Origin of the sequence: Streptomyces ochraceiscleroticus (assembly GCF_000720485.1) — a bacterium.
Classification (GTDB): Bacteria; Actinomycetota; Actinomycetes; order Streptomycetales; family Streptomycetaceae; genus Streptomyces; species Streptomyces ochraceiscleroticus.
The window spans coordinates 329,455-347,984 of sequence record NZ_JOAX01000005.1 but is presented as its reverse complement, the minus strand read 5'-3'; the positions used below and the strand labels follow the sequence as shown (position 1 = coordinate 347,984).

Below are 18,530 nucleotides of genomic sequence, written 5' to 3'. Positions count from 1 at the left end.
CCGCCGCACCCTCCTGCTGACCTGTGCCGCCCTCGTCGTGCTGCTCGCGCTCGTCACCTGCTCGGTGGCGATCGGCGAGGTGCCGCTGGCGCCCGACGCGGCGCTCAAGGGGCTGCTCGGCCTCGGCGACGCCGCCGACGTGCTGATCGTCCAGCAGTTCCGGGCGCCGCGGATGGTCGCGGCGGTCATCGCGGGCGCGGGCCTGGCGGTGGCCGGCGCGCTGCTCCAGCGGATGTTCCGCAATCCGCTCGCCTCGCCGGACGTGATGGGCGTGACCGGCGGCGCCTCGTTCGGCGCGGTGGCGATGCTCGCCGCCGGTGCCTCCCAGGCGCTGATCCCGCTGGCCGCGCTGGGCGGCGGGCTGCTGGCCGCCGTGCTGCTCGGGGTGTTCGGCTGGCGCTCCGGCGTGAGCGCCACCCGGCTGGTGCTGGTCGGCCTCGCCGTCCAGGCCGGGCTGACCGCCGCGGTGAACTTCATGGTCGTACGGTTCCCGACCGAGCTGGCCGGCTCGGCGCTCCAGTGGACCACCGGCTCGGTGTACGGGCGGACCTGGACGGAGGTGTGGGCAGCGGGCGCCGCCGTGGTGGTCGCGCTGGCCGCCGCCTTCCTCCTGCACCGCAAGCTGGCCGTGCTGGACCTCGGTGACGACTCGGCCGGCGCGCTGGGCGTCAACACCGACGCGGCCCGCCTCCAGGTGCTGGTCACCGCCGTCGCGCTGGCCTCGCTGGCCGCCGCGCTCACCGGCCCGGTCGCGTTCGTCGCGCTGGCCGTCCCGCACATGGTGCGGTTCCTCGCCGGGCCGCCGACCGCGGGGACCCTGGCCCTCACGGGCCTCGCCGGTGCCGTCCTGCTGCTCGCCTCCGATCTGGTGGCGCAGTATCTGCTGCCGGTCAGCGGGCTGCCGGTCGGGGTGGTCACCGCCACCCTCGGCGCGCCCTGGCTGCTGGTGCTGATGATCCGTCAGAGCAGTTCCGTCAACAGGAGTGTCCGATGACCGCCAACAAGCCGAAGGCCACCGAAGAGCAGGCCAACCAGCTCGCCACGCACGGCCTCGACCTGCGCTACGGCGACCGGCTGATCGTCGGCGGCCTCGACCTGGAGCTGCCCGGCGGCGCCGTGACCGCCGTCGTCGGCCCCAACGCCTGCGGCAAGTCCACCCTGCTGCGCGGCCTGACCCGGCTGCTCGCGCCGGCCGCCGGCACCGTCACCCTGGACGGCTCCGACATCCACCGGATGTCCGCCAAGTCGCTCGCGCTGCGGATGGGCCTGCTGCCGCAGCAGCCGGTCACGCCCGACGCGATCACCGTCGAGGCGCTGGTACGGCTGGGCCGCTACCCGCACCAGAAGCTGCTCAGCCCCTGGTCCGAGAAGGACCAGGCGGCGGTGGAGGAGGCGCTGGAGCGCACCGGTACCGCGGCGCTGCGCCACCAGCCCGTCGACCAGCTCTCCGGCGGCCAGCGGCAGCGTGCTTGGATCGCCCTGGCGCTCGCCCAGGACACCGATCTGCTGCTGCTCGACGAGCCCACCACCTTCCTGGACCTGCGGCACCAGCTCGACGTCCTCGACCTGGTCGCCGAACTGCACTCCGAGGCGGGCCGCACCGTGGTGATGGTGCTGCACGACCTCGGGCAGGCCGCCCGTTACGCGGACCACCTCGTGGTCCTCAAGGACGGGCAGTTGGCCGCGGCCGGCGCTCCGGCGGACGTCCTCGACGCCGAGCTGGTCAAGTCCGTGTTCGACGTCGACTGCCGGGTGATCCCCGACCCGGAGACCGGCACCCCGCTGGTCGTCCCCAAGGGCCGCGCGGTACGGCGTACCGCCGTGTCCGTCTGACGGCCCTCCCCAAGCCCCACCCCCCACTTCCGTCCCGTCCCCGCTCACAGCAAGGAAGTACACCCTCATGTCCAACAGACCCACCCTGCGTGGCCTCGGCCGGCTCCTCGCCGCGCTGCTCGCCGTCGTCCTGGGCACCGCGGCGCTGGCCGCCTGCGGCGGCGCGAAGTCCGAAGGCGGCGACGCGAAGGGCGGTGCCTCCGGCGCCTTCCCGCGCACCGTGAACACCGCCATGGGCAAGGTGAAGATCCCGTCCGAGCCGAAGCGCGTCGTGGTCCTGGACACCGGCGAGCTGGACGACGTCACCATGCTCGGCGTCAAGCCGGTCGGCGCGGTCTCGCCGCACATGAAGACCGAAGGCGGCTTCCCGCAGTACCTCAAGGACGAGGTCAAGGGCGTCACCGACGTCGGCCCGCTGCTGGAGCCCAACCTGGAGAAGATCGCGAGCCTCAAGCCCGACCTGATCCTGTCCTCCAAGGTCCGCCACGAGAAGGTCTACGACAAGCTCAAGGCGATTGCCCCGACCGTCTTCACCGAGACCACCGGCGGCCCCTGGAAGGCCAACCTCAAGGTCCACGCGCAGGCGCTGGGCAAGGAGAAGCAGGCCGCCGCGGCCATGAAGAGCTACGAGGAGCGTGCCAAGCACCTCGGTGAGGCCATCAAGAAGAAGGACGGCGGCAAGATGCCCTCCGCTTCGGTGGTCCGCTTCATCGCCGGCCCGACCCGGCTGTACCAGAAGTCCTCCTTCAGCGGCGTCGTCCTGGACGACATCGGCCTGGAGCGCCCGAAGTCGCAGAGCTCGACCGACCCCGAGAAGCCGATGCTCGACGTCAGCCCGGAGGAGATCGACAAGGCCGACGCCGACCTGGTCTTCGTGACCGTCGCCGACACCCCGTCCAAGACCCAGAAGAAGGACGTCACGTCCAACCCGGTCTGGAAGGACCTGCCGGCCGTCAAGGACAAGAAGGTCTTCGAGGTGCCGGACGAGACCTGGATGTCCGGCATCGGCATCCAGGCCGCCGAGCACATGCTCGCCGACATCGCCGACGCCACCGGCGTCGAGCTGCCGAAGAAGTGACACCGGCGGGGGCGGGCCGTGTCCCCCGGCCCGCCCCCGCACCCCGACGTCCCCGCACCACCCCCGAACCAGAAGGGGTCCCCGCTCATGCGGATGCACCTGCTCGCACTCAACCCCACCGACTCGGTCACCGACGGTTTCCTGCCCGCGGCCGCCCACCTCGGCATCGATGTCACCGTGCTGACGGACCAGCCCGCGGCCCACCGGGAGAAATACCCGCAGATCGAGATCCTCGAGTGCGACGTCCATGACGTCCGCGCCGTCATCAGCCGGATCGCCGCGCACGGCCCCGCCGACGCGGTCTTCACCAACAGCGACCACCTGCAGACCCAGGCCGCGCTGGCCGCCGAGTACTTCGGGCTGCCCGGCAAGGACTGGCGCGCCACGCTGCGCGCCAAGAACAAGGCCGAGATGCGCCGCCACCTCGCCGCCGCCGGTGCCGACACCGTACGGTCGGTCCAGCTCGCGCCCGACGAGGAGCCGGACGCACTGGCCGCAGCCGACCTGCCGTTCCCCTGCGTCGTCAAGCCCCGCGAGGGCGTGGCCAGCGAGGACGTCGTCCTGGCCGACGGGCCCGCCGAACTGGTCGAGCGGGCCAAGGAGATACGGTCCCGGCGCCCGGGAGCGGCGCTGGTCGCCGAGGAGTACCTCGCCGGTGAGCTGTACACCCTGGAGACGCTGGGTGACGGCCGTACCCGGCACGTGCTCGGCGGCTTCCACAGCGCGCTCTCCGCTCCCCCGGCCTTCATCGAGGAGCGGCACGAGTTCGTCGCCGCCCACCCGGAGCCGGTCGTGGCGCAGGTACTGGCCCAACTGGACGCGCTGGGCGTCGGGTTCGGCGCCTGCCACACCGAGTTCGTGGTCCACGAGGGCCGCGCCCGGCTCATCGAGGTCAACTACCGCGCCATCGGCGACCAGTGCGACCTGATGCTGGCCGAGGCGCTGGACATCCCGCTCTTCGCGCACATCCTCCGTACGCACCTGGGCGAGCCGCTGCCGGCCGACCTCGGTGCGCGGACCGACGCCGCCGCGCGGGTGGAGTACGCCCTCGCCGACCGGGCGGGCACACTCACCGCGGCGCCCGGCCCGCTGGACCGCACGGTCGACGGCGTCCATCTGACATACCGTCCGCTGCGCGCGGTCGGCGCCGAGCACCCGCACTACCGCACCAACCGCGACTACCTCGGCGTGCTGCGCGCCACCGGCAGCGACCAGCAGGCCGTGGACCGGGCCGCCGAGGCGTTCTTCGCCGCCGAGCGCTGGGAGATCACCCCATGACCGCCGCGACGGAGACCCTGACCGCGCCCGCGACGGACAGCGGGCCCGAAGAGCACGAGCTGCTGGTACGCGTACTCAGCGCGCTGCTGCGCGAGGACGTCGTGGGGCTGCGGTCCCGCGGCACCGTACTGGAGCGCCCGGACGGGCCCTGGCTGCGGCTGCCCGCCGGCAGCGACGGCACCGACGAGATCAGCGAGGCCGGCGAGGCGCTGCTGCTGCCGCTGGCCCCCGACGGGTACCAGGCCGAGTACGCCGCCCGGCTGCCGCTGCTCGTCCGCGAGTCCGACGGCGCCCGGCTGAGCACCCTCGACGATGTCCTCGGCGCGGTGCGGGCGCTCGCCGACCCGCTCGATCACGAGGGGTTCGACGCCTTCACCGAGGAGTGCCGGCAGACCCTGGCGACGCTGCGGTTGCACGCCGCCACCCAGGACGAGCTGACCGCCGCGCTGGCCGACCGGCACGGCCCGGACCCGGCCCGCTGGGCGGGCCTGACCGCCGGCCTCGCGCACGACGCGCTCGCGGCCCGTGTCGACCACCCGGTGTACCCGGCCTCGCGCGGCCGCTCCGGGCTGAACGAGGATCAACTCCGCGCGTATGCACCGGAGTTCGCGCCGCGCTTCGCGCTGCGCTGGCTGCTGCTGCCGCGTGCCGCCGTCACCGTGACCGGCGGCCCGGACGCGCTGCCCGCCTGCTGGCCGCACCCCGTCGACCTGGGCCACCCGGACCTGGACGACAGCCACATCGCGCTGCCCGTCCACCCGCTGTCGCTCGGCGCCCCCCTGGACGCCGCCCTGCGCGAGACCGGGCTGGCAGAGGACGCGGTGCTCTCCGAGCACTCCTGGCTGGGAGCCGTGCCGACGCTGTCGATGCGTACCGTCGCACTGGACGCCGATCCGCAGGTGCACCTGAAGCTGCCGCTGGCCACCGCGACGCTCGGGCTGCGCAACCGGCGCACCATCAAGCCGCGCACGCTCATCGACGGCGCGGCGGGCCAGCGCCTGCTGGAGACGGTGATCGCCCGCGAACCGCGGTTCCGGGAAACGATCCTCCAGGCCGACGAGACGGTGTACGCGCACGCGGACCACGAGCTGCTGGCCGTACTGTGCCGCCGCTATCCCGCAGGGCTGGACGGCAGCGCCGTCGTCCCGCTGGCCGCGCTGCTCGCCCCGGCGCCCGGCGGACGGCTGGTCATCGACCACCTCGCGGAGCGCTTCTACGGCGGCGACCCGCTCGCGCTGCTCGACGCCTGCCTGACCCTGCTGTTCGACTGGCAGACCACGCTCTTCGGCTACGGCATCGGCCTGGAGTCCCACCAGCAGAACATCTCGCTGGTGCTGGACCGCACCGACGCGGGCGGCACCCGGGTGCGGCTGCTGTTCAAGGACAACGACGCGCCGCGGATCAACACCGTACGGCTGCGGGAGCGGCTGGGCGCGGACGCGCCGGACCCGGCGGACTTCGCCGACCCGCGGATCTTCAGTGAGAGCGACGGCCCGGTGGCCGACATGCTCGCCACGATCACCGTCCACCTGTGCGCCGGTTCCTACGCCTTCGGGCTGGCCCGGCACGGCCGGGCGCCGCTGGACCGGCTGCTGGAGCTGGTCCGGGACCGGCTCGCCGAGGCCGTCGAGAGGCTGGGCACCGGCCCCGGGGAGCCCGGCGCGGTCCTCCGCGAGAAGCTGCTGGACGCCCCGCACCTGCCGGTCAAGGCCATGGTCAGCGCCGGGACGCTGCTGTCGAAGGAGCGCTCCGGCGCGGCCGACATCAACAAGCACTACACCACGGGCCCCAACTACCTGCTGCCGACGGGGAACGTCCGATGAGCACCACCGCACCCGAGGCGGTCCAGGCGCCCGCCGCCGCACCGGAAGCACCCGCGACACCGGCCCTGGGCCGCCGCCAGGTGCACGCCGTGGCCGGCTGCTACTTCGTGGCCTCCTTCGCCGCCCTCGGCCTGCCGCCGTACCTGACCGAGATCCTGCCCGACCTGGGCGACCACGCCGCCCGCTGGGCCGGCCTGCTCTACATCGTGCCCACCATCTTCGGCGGGCTCGGCGCCCCGCTGTGGGGGCGGCTGGCCGACCGCTTCGGCCGCAAACGGCTGCTGCTGCGCGCACAGTTGGGGCTGGCGGCGGCGTTCCTGCTCGCGGGCTGGGCCGACTCGCTCGCCACCTTCACCGCCGCGCTGGTGCTGCAGGGCATCCTGGGCGGCACGTTCGCCGCGTCCAACGGCTATCTGGGCGCCGCACTGGAGGGGCCCGCGCTCTCCAAGGCGCTGACGCTGATGCAGGGCAGCGCGCGGGCCGCGCTGGTCTTCGCGCCGATCGTGGTCGGCTCGCTGTCGCCGTGGCTGTCGCCGCACCGGCAGTACGCGCTGCTGGCCGTGCTGCCGCTGGCCGCCGCCGCGATGCTCGCGGCGCTGCCGGAGCCGCCCCGGACGCGTACTGTCCCGGCGGCGAAGCCCGAGGCGGCCACCGCCGCGGCACCCGAGCGGGGCAGCGCCGGAGCCCTGCGGGCCCTGCTCGCCCTGGAGTTCGCGTTCGTCTTCTCGACGGTGATCTCCTTCCCGTACCTGATCGAGCTCATCAAGGAGCGCATACCCGGGACCGGGTCCATGGTCTCCGGCGTGCTCTTCGCGCTCCCGCACATGTGCTACCTGGCCGGCGCGATGGCGGTGCACGCCGCCTTCCGCACCCGGCCCCGGCTCGGCATCGCGCTCGGCTTCGCCTGCATCGCGCTGGGCTCGGCCGGGCACGGCGTCGCCGGGTCGCTGCCCGCGTTCATCGCCGTGCGCCTGCTGCTGGGTGCCGGCCTCACCCTGGGCCTGGTCTGCATGTCCGTGCTGGCCGCCGACTGCGCCAAGGGCCGTGCGCCCGGCGGGCTGTTCGGCTCCATCGAATTCTTCTCGAAGGCCGGCGCGGTCGCCGCCGGCCTGGCAGCCGCGCTCGGCAACGGCCTGTTCGGGCCGTCCGCGCCGCTGCTCATCGGCACCGCCATCGCCGTGGCCACCGTGCTGGCGACCACCCTTCCCGCTCTCTTCCGTCGTCTTTCCCATACTCGCAGGAGCCCTTGATGCCTCCGCTGACGCATTCCACCGGCCCCGCGCGGGCCGCTTCCCCGGCCGGCGCGTCCCCCGCCGGCCTGCCCACCGCCGACGACGCCGTGGCGCACACCCTCCTCAACTGCTTGCTCCGCGAGGTCTCGGGCCCGGAGCACCAGACCGCCGTGGACCACGGCCATCTGCTCCTCCGGCTGCCACGCCGCGGCGTGCTGCTGCGCGTCGCGCTGCGCCGCACGTCGCTGATCGGCGCGCACCGCTTCACCGGCCCGGTGACCGAGCAGGACGGTGACGGCTGGGCCGAGGTCGGCTGGCGCCGGCTGGCCGAGTACGTGCGTGCCGAGCTGTCGCTGCGGACCGGCGTGGACAACGACGAGTTCCTGACCCAGATCGCCGCCAGCCACCAGGCCACCGCCGCGGCGCTGGCCGGCCGGACTGCGGCCCCGGCCCGTACGGACGGCCCGACGGCCACCGCCGGGAACTGGCACGACACCTATGTGGCCTCCGAGCAGTCCCTCGTCCTCGGCCACCGCTTCCACCCCACCCCCAAGGCCCGCACCGGCGACCCCAGTGCCTGGCAGGAGTACGCGCCCGAGACCGGCGGATCCTTCCCGCTGCTGCTGCTCGCCGTCCGCGAGGAGCTGCTCGCCGAGGAGAGCGTGGCCGCCGACGCCACCGCTCCGCTGGACGACTTCGAGGCCGAGGTTCCGGAGGGGTACCGGCTGCTGCCCGCCCACCCCTGGCAGTACGAGCTGCTGCGCGACCAGCCGGCGCTCCAGGAGGCCCTGGACCGCGGTGACATCCGGGTCCTGGGCACCGCCGAGTTCCCGCACGCCGCGACCGCTTCGGTCCGCACGCTCTACGCGGCCGACTCCTTCCTGAAGTTCAGCCTCAACGTCCGGATCACCAACTGCCTTCGTAAGAACTCCAGTTACGAGCTGACCGGGGCCGTCGCGCTCACCCGGCTGCTGGCTCCCGTGCTCGACGACCTGGCGGCCCGCTTCCCCGGCTGCGCGGTGCTCCGCGAGCCCGCGTACCGCAGCGTCGCGCTGCCGGGCCCCGACGGGCAGCCGGACACCGCGCTCCTCGAAGGCTTCGGAGTGATCGTCCGCGAGGGGCTGTCCCGGCGGCTGCTGCCCGGCACCACCCCGCTGCTGGCCGGTGCCGTCGCCGACGAGTACCCGTCGAGCGACGCGCACATCTCCCGGCTGCTGGCCGGCGCCGACGCCGAGACCGCGCTGAAGTGGTGGGCCGCCTACCTCGACCTGCTGGTCCCGCCGGTGCTGTCCGCCTACTTCGACCACGGGCTGGTCTTCGAGCCGCATCTGCAGAACGTACTGATCTGCGTCGACGGCGACGGCATGCCCGCCCAGGTGCTGCTGCGCGACCTGGAGGGCACCAAGCTCGTCCCCGAGCAGCACGCCGACACGCTCGCCGCGCTGCCGCCCGAGGTCGCCGCGCCCCTGACGTACGACGCGCAGCGCGGCTGGGACCGCGTCGTGTACTGCCTGCTGGTCAACCACGTCTCCGAGCTGCTCGCCGCCCTCGCCGACCTGCACCCGGACAGCGAGACCGAGCTGTGGGCCGAGGTGCGCCGCACCCTCCAGCGCCACGCCGACCGGTACGGCTGCCCGCCGCGGCTGGCCGCGCTGCTCGCCGGCGTACCGCTGCCCGCCAAGTCCAATCTGCTGACCCGCTGGGAGCGCAAGGCCGACCGCGAGGCCGGCTACGTCCGGCTGCCCTCGCCGCTCGCCGAGGACGTGCTCTCCGCCACCGCCTGGAGCGCCCGATGACCCACCCCACTCCCGCGGTCAGCGACCGCATCCACTCCCTCAGTCCCGAGGAACTCCCCGCGTACGTATATGACCTGACGGCGCTTCAGGAGCATGTCGCCGGGGTCCGGGCCGCCCTTCCCGATCGGGTCGAGCTGTACTACGCGGCCAAGGCCAACCCGGAGCCGGAGATCCTCGCCGCGCTGCTGCCGTACGTGGACGGTTACGAGGTCTCCTCGGGCGGCGAGCTGGCGCACGTCGGCAAGGCCGTGCCCGGCCGCCCGCTGGCCTTCGGCGGCCCCGGCAAGACGCCCGCCGAGGTGATCCGGGCGCTGGAGCTGGGCGTCGAGCGGTTCCACGTGGAGAGCGTGTACGAGCTCCACATGCTCGCCGACCTGGCGGCCCGGCACGCCGATGACCGTCGGATCGCCGTCCTGCCGCGCTTCAACCTCCCCGTCGGCGACGGCTCGCTGGACAGTGTGTCGCTCGCCATGGGCGGCCGGCCCACCCCCTTCGGGCTGGACCCGGACCAGGCCGACGAGGTCGTCCGGCTGCTGACCGACGGCACGTACCCGCAGCTCGAACTGCGCGGCGTGCACGCCCACTTGGCGAGCGGCCTGGAGGCCGCCGAACAGCTCGCGGTGGCGACCTCGATCGTCACCTGGTCGGTGGAGCTGGCGGCCCGGCACGGCGTGACGCTGCACGAGATCGTGGTCGGCGGCGGCATGGCCGTCGACTACGCCGAGCCGGAGCGCCGCTTCGACTGGGCGGCGTACGGCGCGGGGCTCGGCCGGCTCGCCGACGCGCACCCCGGCCTGACGCTGCGCATCGAGCCCGGCCGTGCGCTCACCGCGTACTGCGGCTGGTACGCCACCGAGGTACTGGACGTGAAGCACAGCCACGGCGAGGAGTTCGCCGTGGTCCGCGGCGGCACCCACCACCTCCGTACTCCGGCGACCAAGGGCCACGACCAGCCCTGCACCGTCCTGCCCACCGACGCGCCGTGGCCGCACCCGTGGCCGCGCTCGGCCGCGCAGGGCGACAAGGCCACTCTCACCGGCCAGCTCTGCACCCCGAAGGACCTGCTCGCCCGCGACGTCCCGGCCCCGGGCCTCCGCGCCGGCGACCGGGTGGCCTTCAGCCTGTGCGGTGCCTACGCCTGGAACATCTCGCACCACGATTTCCTGATGCACCCGCGGCCGGGGTTCCACTTCCTGGGCGGGGCCGGGGAGGACTCCTGACGTGCTGCGCACCAACGAGGTGAAGCGGAAGCTCGCGGCGGGCGAGGAGGTGCACGGCCTGTTCAGCGTGCTCCCCGAGCCCGCGGTGGTCGAGATGATCGGCTGCGCGGGCTACGACTTCGTCATCCTGGACACCGAGCACACGCTCGTCGACCCGCGGCAGCTCGAGCACCTGATCAGGGCCGCGGAGACCAGCGGCGTCACGCCGTTCGTGCGGGTGCCCGAGGCGGACCCGGGGGCCGTACTGCGCGCGCTGGACGCCGGGGCCATGGGCATCGTGGTACCGCATGTGCGCGGCCGGGCCGATGTGGACGCCGCGGTGCGCGCAGCCCGCTACGCACCCGAGGGGATGCGCTCACTCAACGGCGGGCGCATGCCCGGGTACGGCGGTACCGACCCGCGGGCGTACATCGAGCGGGCCAACGCCGAGATCATGGTCGTGCCGCTCGTCGAGGACGCCGAGGGCGTCGACGCGATCGACGGCATCCTCGCGGGTGGCGGCGTCGACCTGGTCCTGCCGGGCCCCGGCGACCTCTCGCAGTCGTACGGCGTGCCGTGGCAGGTGCGGCATCCGCGCGTCCAGGAGGCGGTGCGCACGCTGCGTGCCGCCTGCGGCCGGCACGGCGTGCCCTTCTGTGCCATGGCCACCACCCCGGAGCGGCGCGCCGAGTGGCGTGCGGACGGTGTCACGGCCTTCGTCCTCGGCGAGGACCGGGATCTGGCCGCCCGGGCGCTGCGCGCCCATCGCGAACGGACGTAAGGTCTCCCGGTCCCGGCGTCCAGCAGGACGTACCCGTCCGGGACCGGGTTCGTTCGATCGGCAACGTATCCGGTGGACACCGGGGCGCGGCGGGACGACGCTGGGCGCACGGCATTCGCCGACGCATGTCTCGGAAGGGGAGCCACCATGTCACAGGCAGCACCCCACGCAGCGGGACCCAAGTCGTCCCGGGCGCATGGCCCGGACAACGTCTGGGCGTCCAGCGGCACGCTCTTCGCCGGAGTCCTGATGCTGGTCTCCGGGGTCCTCGGCGTCCTGGAGGGAATTGCCGGTATCGCCAACGACCAGGCGTACGTCCTGACGGGCAACCTGGCGGGCGACACCTATGTGTACAAGTTCGACACCACCGCGTGGGGCTGGATCCATCTGGTGCTCGGCATCGTCGTGGCCGCCACCGGCTTCGGCCTGCTGAAGGGCGCGCGCTGGGCCCGCATGGCGGGCATCGTGCTGGTGAGCCTGTACGTGATCGCGCACTTCATGTGGCTGCCGTACCAGCCCATCTGGGCCCTGGTCGGCATCGCGCTCGGCGTCTTCGTCATCTGGTCGCTGTGCACGGACCGTGAGCGCTACATCCCCTGACCGGCCCTGGACCCGAGGCCGCCCCGCACCGCCGAGCGGGGCGGCCTCCGACTTCTCATCCCCGCGCCGCCGGCCTCGTACGTGCCGTGACCGCGATGCTGGTCAGGGCCAGCAGGACGACCACGGCGGCGAACACGGTGGCGGCGGTCTGCAGGGTGGTCGCCGTGACCAGCAGGCCGACGCCGATCGCCGGTACGGCCAGGCCCAGGTAGGCGGCGACGAAGTAACTGGAGACCAGTTCGCTCGCACGGCCCGCCGGGGCCTGGGCCGCCACCAGCGCGAGCCCCGACCGGAACGCCACGCCGCCGCCCGCGCCCGCCACGGCCGCGCCCACCAGGAACAGCGGCAGTGAGGCGGCGGGCAGCGCGAGCACGATGGCGGCCAGTCCGAGCGGTACCACGACCATGCCCCACACCGCCGCCGTGCGCGGCGCGATGCGGGCCGCGGCGAGCTGGGCGAGGCCCGCACTGCCGAACGCGCAGAAGACGACCGTTCCCGCGAGGACCGGGCTGGTGTGGTGCAGGCCCTCGGCCAGGAACTTGCCCGCCAGCGCGGAGAGCAGCCCGAGGACCGCGAACGAGCCGAAGACGGCGACGGCCGCCGCGGTGAACACCGGGCGCGCGGGCGTCGGTATCGACAGCCGCTGCGGCCGGATGCGGGCCTTCGCCCCGCCCTTGCGCACGGTCTCGGGGAGCGCGAGGACCAGCAGGCCGGGCAGGAGCAGGGCGGCGAGCACCACGTACGGGATGACCAGCGGGGCCGGGGCGTACGCCACGAGCAGGCCGGAGAGCAGCGGACCGACGCCCAGACCCGCCATGTTGGTGACCGCGGCGATGAGCGCGGCGCGGGGCGGGCGGGCGTGCAGCTCGCCGAGGTAGGCGGTGGCCGCGCCGGTGGTCAGGCCGACCGAGACGCCGGACAGGACGCGGCCCGCGAGCAGGCCGGGGAGGGTGGGGAACACGGCGAAGACCGCGCAGCTCAGCAGCCCGACGCCGACGGCCGGGACGAGGACGGCGCGCCGGCCGATCCGGTCGGACAGGCCGCCGGCCAGCAGCAGCGGGCCGAGGATGCCGAGCGCGTACGCCGCGAACACCAGGGCCACCATCAGGGGGGACAGGCCCAGGCGCGCGGCGTACAGGGGGTAGAGCGGGGTGGGCAGGGTGCCGCCGAGCATCACCGTGAAGAGCAGGGCGGTGACCGTGCACACGGCGAGGCCGCGGCGGCGGGGCGGGGCGGGGGCGTCCGTCGGCCGTGCGCGCGCAACGGTGCCGGAGGTGGTGCTGTCCATCGTCATGAGCCGTGTCTTCCCGGCCGGGTGCGCCCGGCCTTGCGTCGTTCTGCGATTGCTCGCCCGTCCCCCCGTTCGTTCGCCGCGTCAGGCCGCCACCGTGGCCGCCGCCTCCGTGAGGTAGGCGCGTAGGCCCCGGCCCGCGCTCTTGCGGCCCAGGAAGCCGCCGTCGACCAGCCGCTCCAGCAGGGGCGCGGGCGCGAACTCCGGCCGTCTGCCGTACTGCTCGTACAGCCGCCGGGCCACGGTGAGCGCGACGTCCGCGCCGACCGTGTCCAGCAGCCGGGTGGGGCCGATCGGTTGGCCGCCGACCGACTTCACCGCGGCGTCGAGCAGGGCCGGCCCGACCGCGCCGTCCTCCAGCAGCCCCAACGCGTCGTTGAGGTAGGGGAAGAGGAGCGCGTTGACGAGGAAGCCGGTGCGGTCGGCGCACTCGACGGGCGTCTTGCCGAGCCCCGTGACGATGCGCCGGGCGGTGGCGAGCGCGGGCTCGCCGGTGCCCGCGGCGCGGACCAGTTCCACCAGGGGCATCGCCGGGGCCGGGTTGAAGAAGTGCAGGCCGACGACATCGGCGGGGCGGCCGCTCGCCGTGCCGCACTCCCCCACCGGCAGGCTGGAGGTGGTGGTGGCGAGCAGTGTGCCGGGCGCGCAGACCGCGCCCAGCTCGGCGAAGAGGTCGCGCTTGACGGCCGGGTCCTCGACGACGGCCTCGATCACGAGCCCCGCGCGGCCGAGCGCGCTCCGGTCGGCGGTGGCCGTCCAGCGGGTCATCGCCTCGGCCGGGTCGGGCCCGCTCGCCGCGGTGCGCTCCAGGCCGAACCGGACGGCCTCGTCCGCCGCTGCCGCCTTCTCCGGCGTACGGGCCAGCAGCACGGTGCGGTACCCGCCGCGCAGGAAGACCTCGCCGATGCCGGTGGCCATCGTGCCGGAGCCGATGACGACGACCGGGCCGATGCCGGGGATGGGGGCGGAGGTGATGGTGGGCGCGGGTGTGGCGGTGATATTCCCGCACGCATACCCCCGCCCCGTCTTCGCCCCCAGCGCGCCCTGAGCGACCAACTTCCGCATACCGGGCGGCGGTTCGAAGCGGGGCCCCAGGCGTCCGTGCAGGCCGTCGAGGACGTCCAGTGCCGTGTCCAGGCCGATCGCGTCGAGTGTGCGCAGTGGGCCGTCGGGCCAGCCGCAGCCCAGCCGTACGGCGGTGTCCAGCGCGGCCGCGCTCGCGTGGCCCTCCTCGTGCATCCACGCGGCCTGGTTGAGCAGCGCGAAGAGCAGCACGGGGGCGATCGAACCCGGCAGGTCCGGTACCTGATGCGCCCTCAGCCCGAGGCGGTGCAGCAGTGCGAGGACGACTGCCGTGTGCCGCTCGGGGGTGCCGGGCGCGCGGGCCAGCTCGACCGCGGTGAGCCGGTCGGCCCGTACGAAGCGGAGGGCCTGCAGACCGGGGCCGCCGCTCGCCGCGGCCAGTTCGGCGGCGGTCAGGGTCAGGGCCGTGGTGAGCACCGGCGTGCCGGGGGCGCGGTGGGCAGCGACGGCCGCCAGCACCGCGCGCTTGGCCGCGGCCCGTTCCGGTACCGCCTCGATGACCACGTCGGCCGCGGCGACGGTGTCGAGGGCGCAGGTCACCTCCGTGCCGGTGCCGGCCAGTTCCCGCCGGGCGCGGTCGGCGTCCGCCGCGTCTTCCGTCACGCCGATCGTCCGCAGGCCCGCGTCGGCGCAGCGCCGGGCCAGGGCCGCGCCCGCCGTGCCGAGACCGACCACGGCGACGGTGCGCACACCGGCCTGTTCCGCTTCGTCGTCCATCGTTGCTGTTCCCCCTGTTGTGTGGCGTTTCCTCGCGTGCGGCGGTGTGCCGCGGGTCATGCGGCGGTCAGTACGAGTGCCGCGTTGTGGCCGCCGAAGCCGAGCGAGGTGCTGACGGCCACGTCGAGCGGTGTGGTGCGGGCCGCGCCGGTCACCACGTCGATCTCGATTTCCGGGTCCAGCGTGGTGACGTTGACGGTGGGCGGTACGATGCCGTCGCGCAGCGCGAGAGCCGTGTAGGCGGCCTCGACGGCGCCCGCGGCGGCGAGCGTGTGCCCGGTGACGCCCTTGGTGGAGGTCACGGCGGGGCGGGTGCCGAGGACGCGGTGCAGCGCACGGGCCTCGGTGAGGTCGTTCATGGGCGTGGAGGTGCCGTGCGCGTTGACGTGGCCGACGTCGTCGGGCGCCACGCCCGCGTCCCGCAGTGCCGTACGCAGCGCGCGGGTCACGCCCCTGCCCTCCGGGTCGGGTGCCGTGGCGTGGTGGGCGTCCGAGGAGGCGCCGTATCCGGCGAGCCGGGCGTAGCCGCGCGCACCGCGGGCCCGCAGGTCAGCGGCGCGTTCCAGGACGAGGACCGCGGCGCCCTCGGCGGCGACGAAGCCGTCCCGGTCGGCGGCGAACGGGCGGGAAGCGGCGGCCGGTTCGTCGCGCCGGGTGGAGAGGGCGCCCATGCGGGAGAGGCCGGTGAGCGTCGCCGGGGTGATCGCCGACTCCGTGCCGCCCGCGAGGACGATGTCGCACACGTCGGCGGCGAGCCAGGCGCGGGCGGTGCCGAGGGCCGCGGCGCCGGAGGCGCAGGCGGTCGCGGTGACCAGACTGGGCCCGTGGACGCGCTGATCGATGGCGACGTACCCGGCGACCATGTTGACCATCCCCATGGGGATCATCAGCGCGGACACCTCGTCGGGCGCGCCGTCGTAGTACGTGCGGTGCTGGGACTCGAAGGTGGCGGTCCCGCCGAGGGAGTTGCCCAGCACAACGCCGACGCGTGTCCCGTCCCAGGTCGCCGGGTCGTGTCCGGCGTCCGCGACGGCCTGCCGGGCGGCGACCAGCGCGAGCTGGACGAAGCGGTCCAAGCGCCAGGCGGTGCGCCGGCCGAGCAGCGCGTTCGCGTCGAAGTCCGGTACGCGGCAGGAGAAGTCGACGGTCAGACCGGCGAGTTCGGGGTCGCGGGCCGCGGCTGAGCTGCCCGCGCGGACGCGCTCCCAGTTGGTCTCGACGCCGATGCCCGCCGGGGTGACGAGGCCGATGCCGCTGATCGCGACCTCCCGGCCTGCGCTCATGCCAGGCCGCCCTTCTCGGCGACGACCGCGACGGCGTCGTCGATGCGGAAGGAGGACTTCAGGTCGCCTTCGGCCAGGACGATGCCCAGCTCCTTGCGGACGAGCAGGCCGAGTTCGACGAGGATGAGCGAGTCGATGTCCAGCTCGTCGAAGGTCGCGCCGGCGAGGATCTCGTCCTCGGGCAGCCCGAACTTCTCGCTCAGCAGCGTGACGAGGCGGGTCTTGATGTCGGCAGGGGCGAGGGTGGGCATGGGAGTTCCTTGTCGTGTCGAGAGAGAGCGTTCAGAGATCGTTCGGGGCTCGCGTCAGGAGGCGCGTCAGGCGACCGGTTCGACGTACGGAGACGGCCAGCGCAGGGCCGCCGAGCCCCAGGTCAGGCCGCCGCCGAAGCCGGTGAGCAGCACCTTGTCGCCGGGGCGCAGGGTGCCGTCGGCGGCGGCGTCGGCGAGGGCGAGCGGGATCGAGCCGGCGACGGTGTTGCCGACGCGGACCAGGTTGATGACGAGGCGGTCCTCGGGGAGGCCGAGCTGGTCGGCGACGGCCCGCAGGATGCGGACGTTGGCCTGGTGGGCGACGACCCGGTCCAGGTCAGCGCCGCGCCAGCCGATCCGGGCGAGCAGGGTCTCGGCGGACTTGCTCATGCTGAGGACGGCCTCGTTGAAGACGGCCCGGCCCTGCATGGTGAAGTACCGGTCCCGCTCGGGCGGGGGCGTGGCCGTCGAGCGCTGCCGGGAGCCGCCCGCCGGTACGGTGATCAGCTCCTCGCCCGCGCCGTCGCTGCCCAGGTCGAAGCCGAGCAGCGCGCCCGGCTCGGCCTGGTCGCCCGCGCGCAGCACCACCGCTCCGGCGCCGTCGCCGAAGATGGCGCGGGTGGTGCGGTCGGCGGGGTCGAGGATGGTGGAGAAGGTGTCGGCGCCGATGACGAGCGCGCGGCGCGCGGCGCCCGCGGTGATCATTGAGGCGGCGGTGGCCAGCGCGTAGACGAAGCCCGTGCAGACCGCGCCGATGTCGAAGGCCGCGACGCCGGTCAGGCCGAGCCGCCGGGCGACCGCGGGTGCGGTGGCCGGGCAGGGGTGGTCGGGGGTGCTGGTGGCGAGGACGACGAGGTCCACGTCGGGCGCTGCGTCCTTGCCGGGTCCGCCGCCTCGGGTTTCCCGGTCTCCGTGCGCGGTCCTGCGCGCGGACTCCAGGGCCCGGCGCCCGGCCGCCACGGCCAGGTCGGAGGTGGCCTCGCCGGGCGCGATGACGAAGCGCTGCCGGATGCCGGTACGCGTACGGATCCACTCGTCGGTGGTGTCCAGCTCCGCGGCCAGCGCGCTGTTCGGTACGGCGGTGGCGGGCAGGGCGCCGCCCAGGCCGCAGAGGACCGCGGCGCGGTGCGTGGCGGCCGTCATGACGGCTGCCCTGCGGCGCCGGTGGCGGGGACGACCGCCAGGGCGACCGGCCGGCGGCTCTCCGCGCGGCGGGTCCGTGCCTCCGGTCCCGCGGTGGTGAGGTGGAGCCGCCCCTCGGCCACGGTCGCACCGCTCTGCTCGAACGCCGCCCGGAACGAGCGGAGTTGGGGCAGCGCGGTGCCGAGCCCGGCGGGCCGCTCGGCCGTGTCGTACGCGCTCAGCCGTACGGTGACCGGGAGGTGCGGCTCGACGAACCGGTGGCAGCGCAGGTCGAGCCCGGCGACCGTCGTCAGGGCGGGCAGCGCGCCGTACGTCTCGCCGGCGGTGCACAGCGCGAGCTGCCGGGCCGCCTCCAGCAGGGCCATGGCCGGCACGTGGTCGTAACCGGCGTCGAACAGCGCGGGGTTGTCGGCGGGCAGCCGCAGCAGCGCCCTGGCCCTGCCGCCTTCCACGGCGACCCGTGCGAGGACCACGTTCTCCGGCCGGGTGCGGCCGACGAGGTGCGGGGCGACGGGCGTGCAGGGCAGCACCGGTGCTCCCGGGCGTGCCACCGCCTTCCGGGCGCGGGCCGGGCGCAGGCCGTCGTAGAGCTCGCGGGAGACGTGCCGGACGCGCAGCGCCGCCGTGCCGAGGCGGCCCGCCGGCAGGGTCATGTCGAAGGCGTAGGACATCCGTCGCGCCGCGGCCGTGCCGGGGCGGCCTTCGGCGGACACCGCCAGGGCCAGGTCCGCCGCGCCCTGCGTCCGGCCCGCCATGCGGATTCCGGGCAGCGCGAGCTCCAGCGATTCGATCAGGAAGCGCCCGCCGGGCTCGATTCCCGAGAATTCCCTTCCGCCGTACGGCCCGGCCTGCCGGCAGCATTCCAGGAGCAGCAGCGGATCGATCCCCGCGGCCCGCTCCGGGCCCGGCACGCGATCGGCGTAGTAGGGGTGCTCTCCCGGAATGCATGCCGTCGCGAGGTATTCCGTGGCGGTCAATTTCCGTACGGCGCTCAGAAACAATTCGGGGAGTGCCCAGCGGTCGAGGACAGGCAGCGCCCGCTCACCTTCCGCTGGTCGCCCCGAGGTTGCTAACTGCATGATTCCCCCGGTCTTCATCAATTCCATCGCGGACTGATTCCGTGCTGCGGAATTCGCCTTTCG

The 18,530-nt window shown here is 74.3% G+C and carries 16 protein-coding genes; 10 read left to right on the top strand and 6 right to left on the bottom strand.

From position 1 onward, the window contains the following. Positions 1-13: 13 nt before the first annotated feature. From IG84_RS0109340 to IG84_RS0109295, 10 genes are all read left to right on the top strand, one after another. Entirely contained in the window at positions 14-994 is a 981-nt protein-coding gene (locus IG84_RS0109340; protein WP_245659292.1) for a FecCD family ABC transporter permease, read from the top strand. Beyond that, positions 991-1,833: an ABC transporter ATP-binding protein gene (locus IG84_RS0109335; RefSeq protein ID WP_051861547.1), complete on the top strand. Its 843-nt coding sequence runs from the start codon at positions 991-993 to the stop codon at positions 1,831-1,833. Before IG84_RS0109340 ends, IG84_RS0109335 begins: the two co-directional genes overlap by 4 nt. 67 nt (positions 1,834-1,900) lie before the next feature. Then, the gene (locus IG84_RS0109330; protein ID WP_031053742.1) at positions 1,901-2,911 is read left to right on the top strand and encodes an ABC transporter substrate-binding protein; all 1,011 of its coding nucleotides are present in this window, start codon (positions 1,901-1,903) and stop codon (positions 2,909-2,911) included. A gap of 87 nt (positions 2,912-2,998) precedes the next feature. Beyond that, on the top strand, positions 2,999-4,189 hold the full coding sequence (locus tag IG84_RS0109325) for an ATP-grasp domain-containing protein (RefSeq protein WP_031053740.1): 1,191 nt from the start codon (positions 2,999-3,001) through the stop codon (positions 4,187-4,189). Then, positions 4,186-6,012, top strand: coding sequence for an IucA/IucC family protein (locus tag IG84_RS0109320; protein WP_031053738.1), 1,827 nt, complete (start codon positions 4,186-4,188; stop codon positions 6,010-6,012). The genes IG84_RS0109325 and IG84_RS0109320 overlap by 4 nt, the downstream gene beginning before the upstream one ends. Then, positions 6,009-7,262, top strand: a complete 1,254-nt coding sequence (locus IG84_RS0109315) for an MFS transporter (protein ID WP_031053736.1) — start codon at positions 6,009-6,011, stop codon at positions 7,260-7,262. Before IG84_RS0109320 ends, IG84_RS0109315 begins: the two co-directional genes overlap by 4 nt. Continuing rightward, positions 7,262-9,040, top strand: a complete 1,779-nt coding sequence (locus IG84_RS0109310; RefSeq protein WP_031053733.1) for an IucA/IucC family protein — start codon at positions 7,262-7,264, stop codon at positions 9,038-9,040. The genes IG84_RS0109315 and IG84_RS0109310 overlap by 1 nt, the downstream gene beginning before the upstream one ends. Then, positions 9,037-10,260: a type III PLP-dependent enzyme gene (locus IG84_RS0109305; RefSeq protein ID WP_031053732.1), complete on the top strand. Its 1,224-nt coding sequence runs from the start codon at positions 9,037-9,039 to the stop codon at positions 10,258-10,260. Before IG84_RS0109310 ends, IG84_RS0109305 begins: the two co-directional genes overlap by 4 nt. Before the next feature lies 1 nt (position 10,261). After that, a complete protein-coding gene (locus IG84_RS0109300) occupies positions 10,262-11,020 on the top strand; it encodes an HpcH/HpaI aldolase family protein (protein WP_031053730.1) in 759 nt (252 codons plus the stop codon). 147 nt (positions 11,021-11,167) lie between these two features. Beyond that, complete coding sequence (locus IG84_RS0109295) at positions 11,168-11,620, top strand: DUF7144 family membrane protein (protein ID WP_031053727.1); 453 nt, start codon at positions 11,168-11,170, stop codon at positions 11,618-11,620. 55 nt (positions 11,621-11,675) lie between these two features. Here IG84_RS0109295 and IG84_RS0109290 read toward each other — a convergent pair whose 3' ends face one another. The 6 genes from IG84_RS0109290 to IG84_RS0109265 all read right to left on the bottom strand — a co-directional run bounded on the left by IG84_RS0109290 (position 11,676) and on the right by IG84_RS0109265 (position 18,467). Beyond that, a complete protein-coding gene (locus IG84_RS0109290; protein WP_051861546.1) occupies positions 11,676-12,914 on the bottom strand; it encodes an MFS transporter in 1,239 nt (412 codons plus the stop codon). Between the two features lie 81 nt (positions 12,915-12,995). Then, positions 12,996-14,711, bottom strand: coding sequence for a 3-hydroxyacyl-CoA dehydrogenase NAD-binding domain-containing protein (locus IG84_RS0109285; protein ID WP_031053722.1), 1,716 nt, complete (start codon positions 14,709-14,711; stop codon positions 12,996-12,998). Between the two features lie 56 nt (positions 14,712-14,767). Then, the gene (locus tag IG84_RS0109280) at positions 14,768-15,994 is read right to left on the bottom strand and encodes a beta-ketoacyl-[acyl-carrier-protein] synthase family protein (protein ID WP_031053719.1); all 1,227 of its coding nucleotides are present in this window, start codon (positions 15,992-15,994) and stop codon (positions 14,768-14,770) included. Beyond that, positions 15,991-16,245, bottom strand: coding sequence for an acyl carrier protein (locus IG84_RS0109275; protein WP_031053717.1), 255 nt, complete (start codon positions 16,243-16,245; stop codon positions 15,991-15,993). The genes IG84_RS0109280 and IG84_RS0109275 overlap by 4 nt, the downstream gene beginning before the upstream one ends. A 66-nt stretch (positions 16,246-16,311) precedes the next feature. Then, complete coding sequence (locus IG84_RS0109270) at positions 16,312-17,388, bottom strand: beta-ketoacyl-ACP synthase III (protein WP_031053714.1); 1,077 nt, start codon at positions 17,386-17,388, stop codon at positions 16,312-16,314. After that, positions 17,385-18,467 carry an AfsA-related hotdog domain-containing protein gene (locus IG84_RS0109265; protein ID WP_281179330.1) on the bottom strand — a complete coding sequence of 361 codons (1,083 nt, stop codon included), beginning with the start codon at positions 18,465-18,467 and terminating at the stop codon, positions 17,385-17,387. Before IG84_RS0109265 ends, IG84_RS0109270 begins: the two co-directional genes overlap by 4 nt. Between the last annotated feature and the right edge of the window lie 63 nt (positions 18,468-18,530).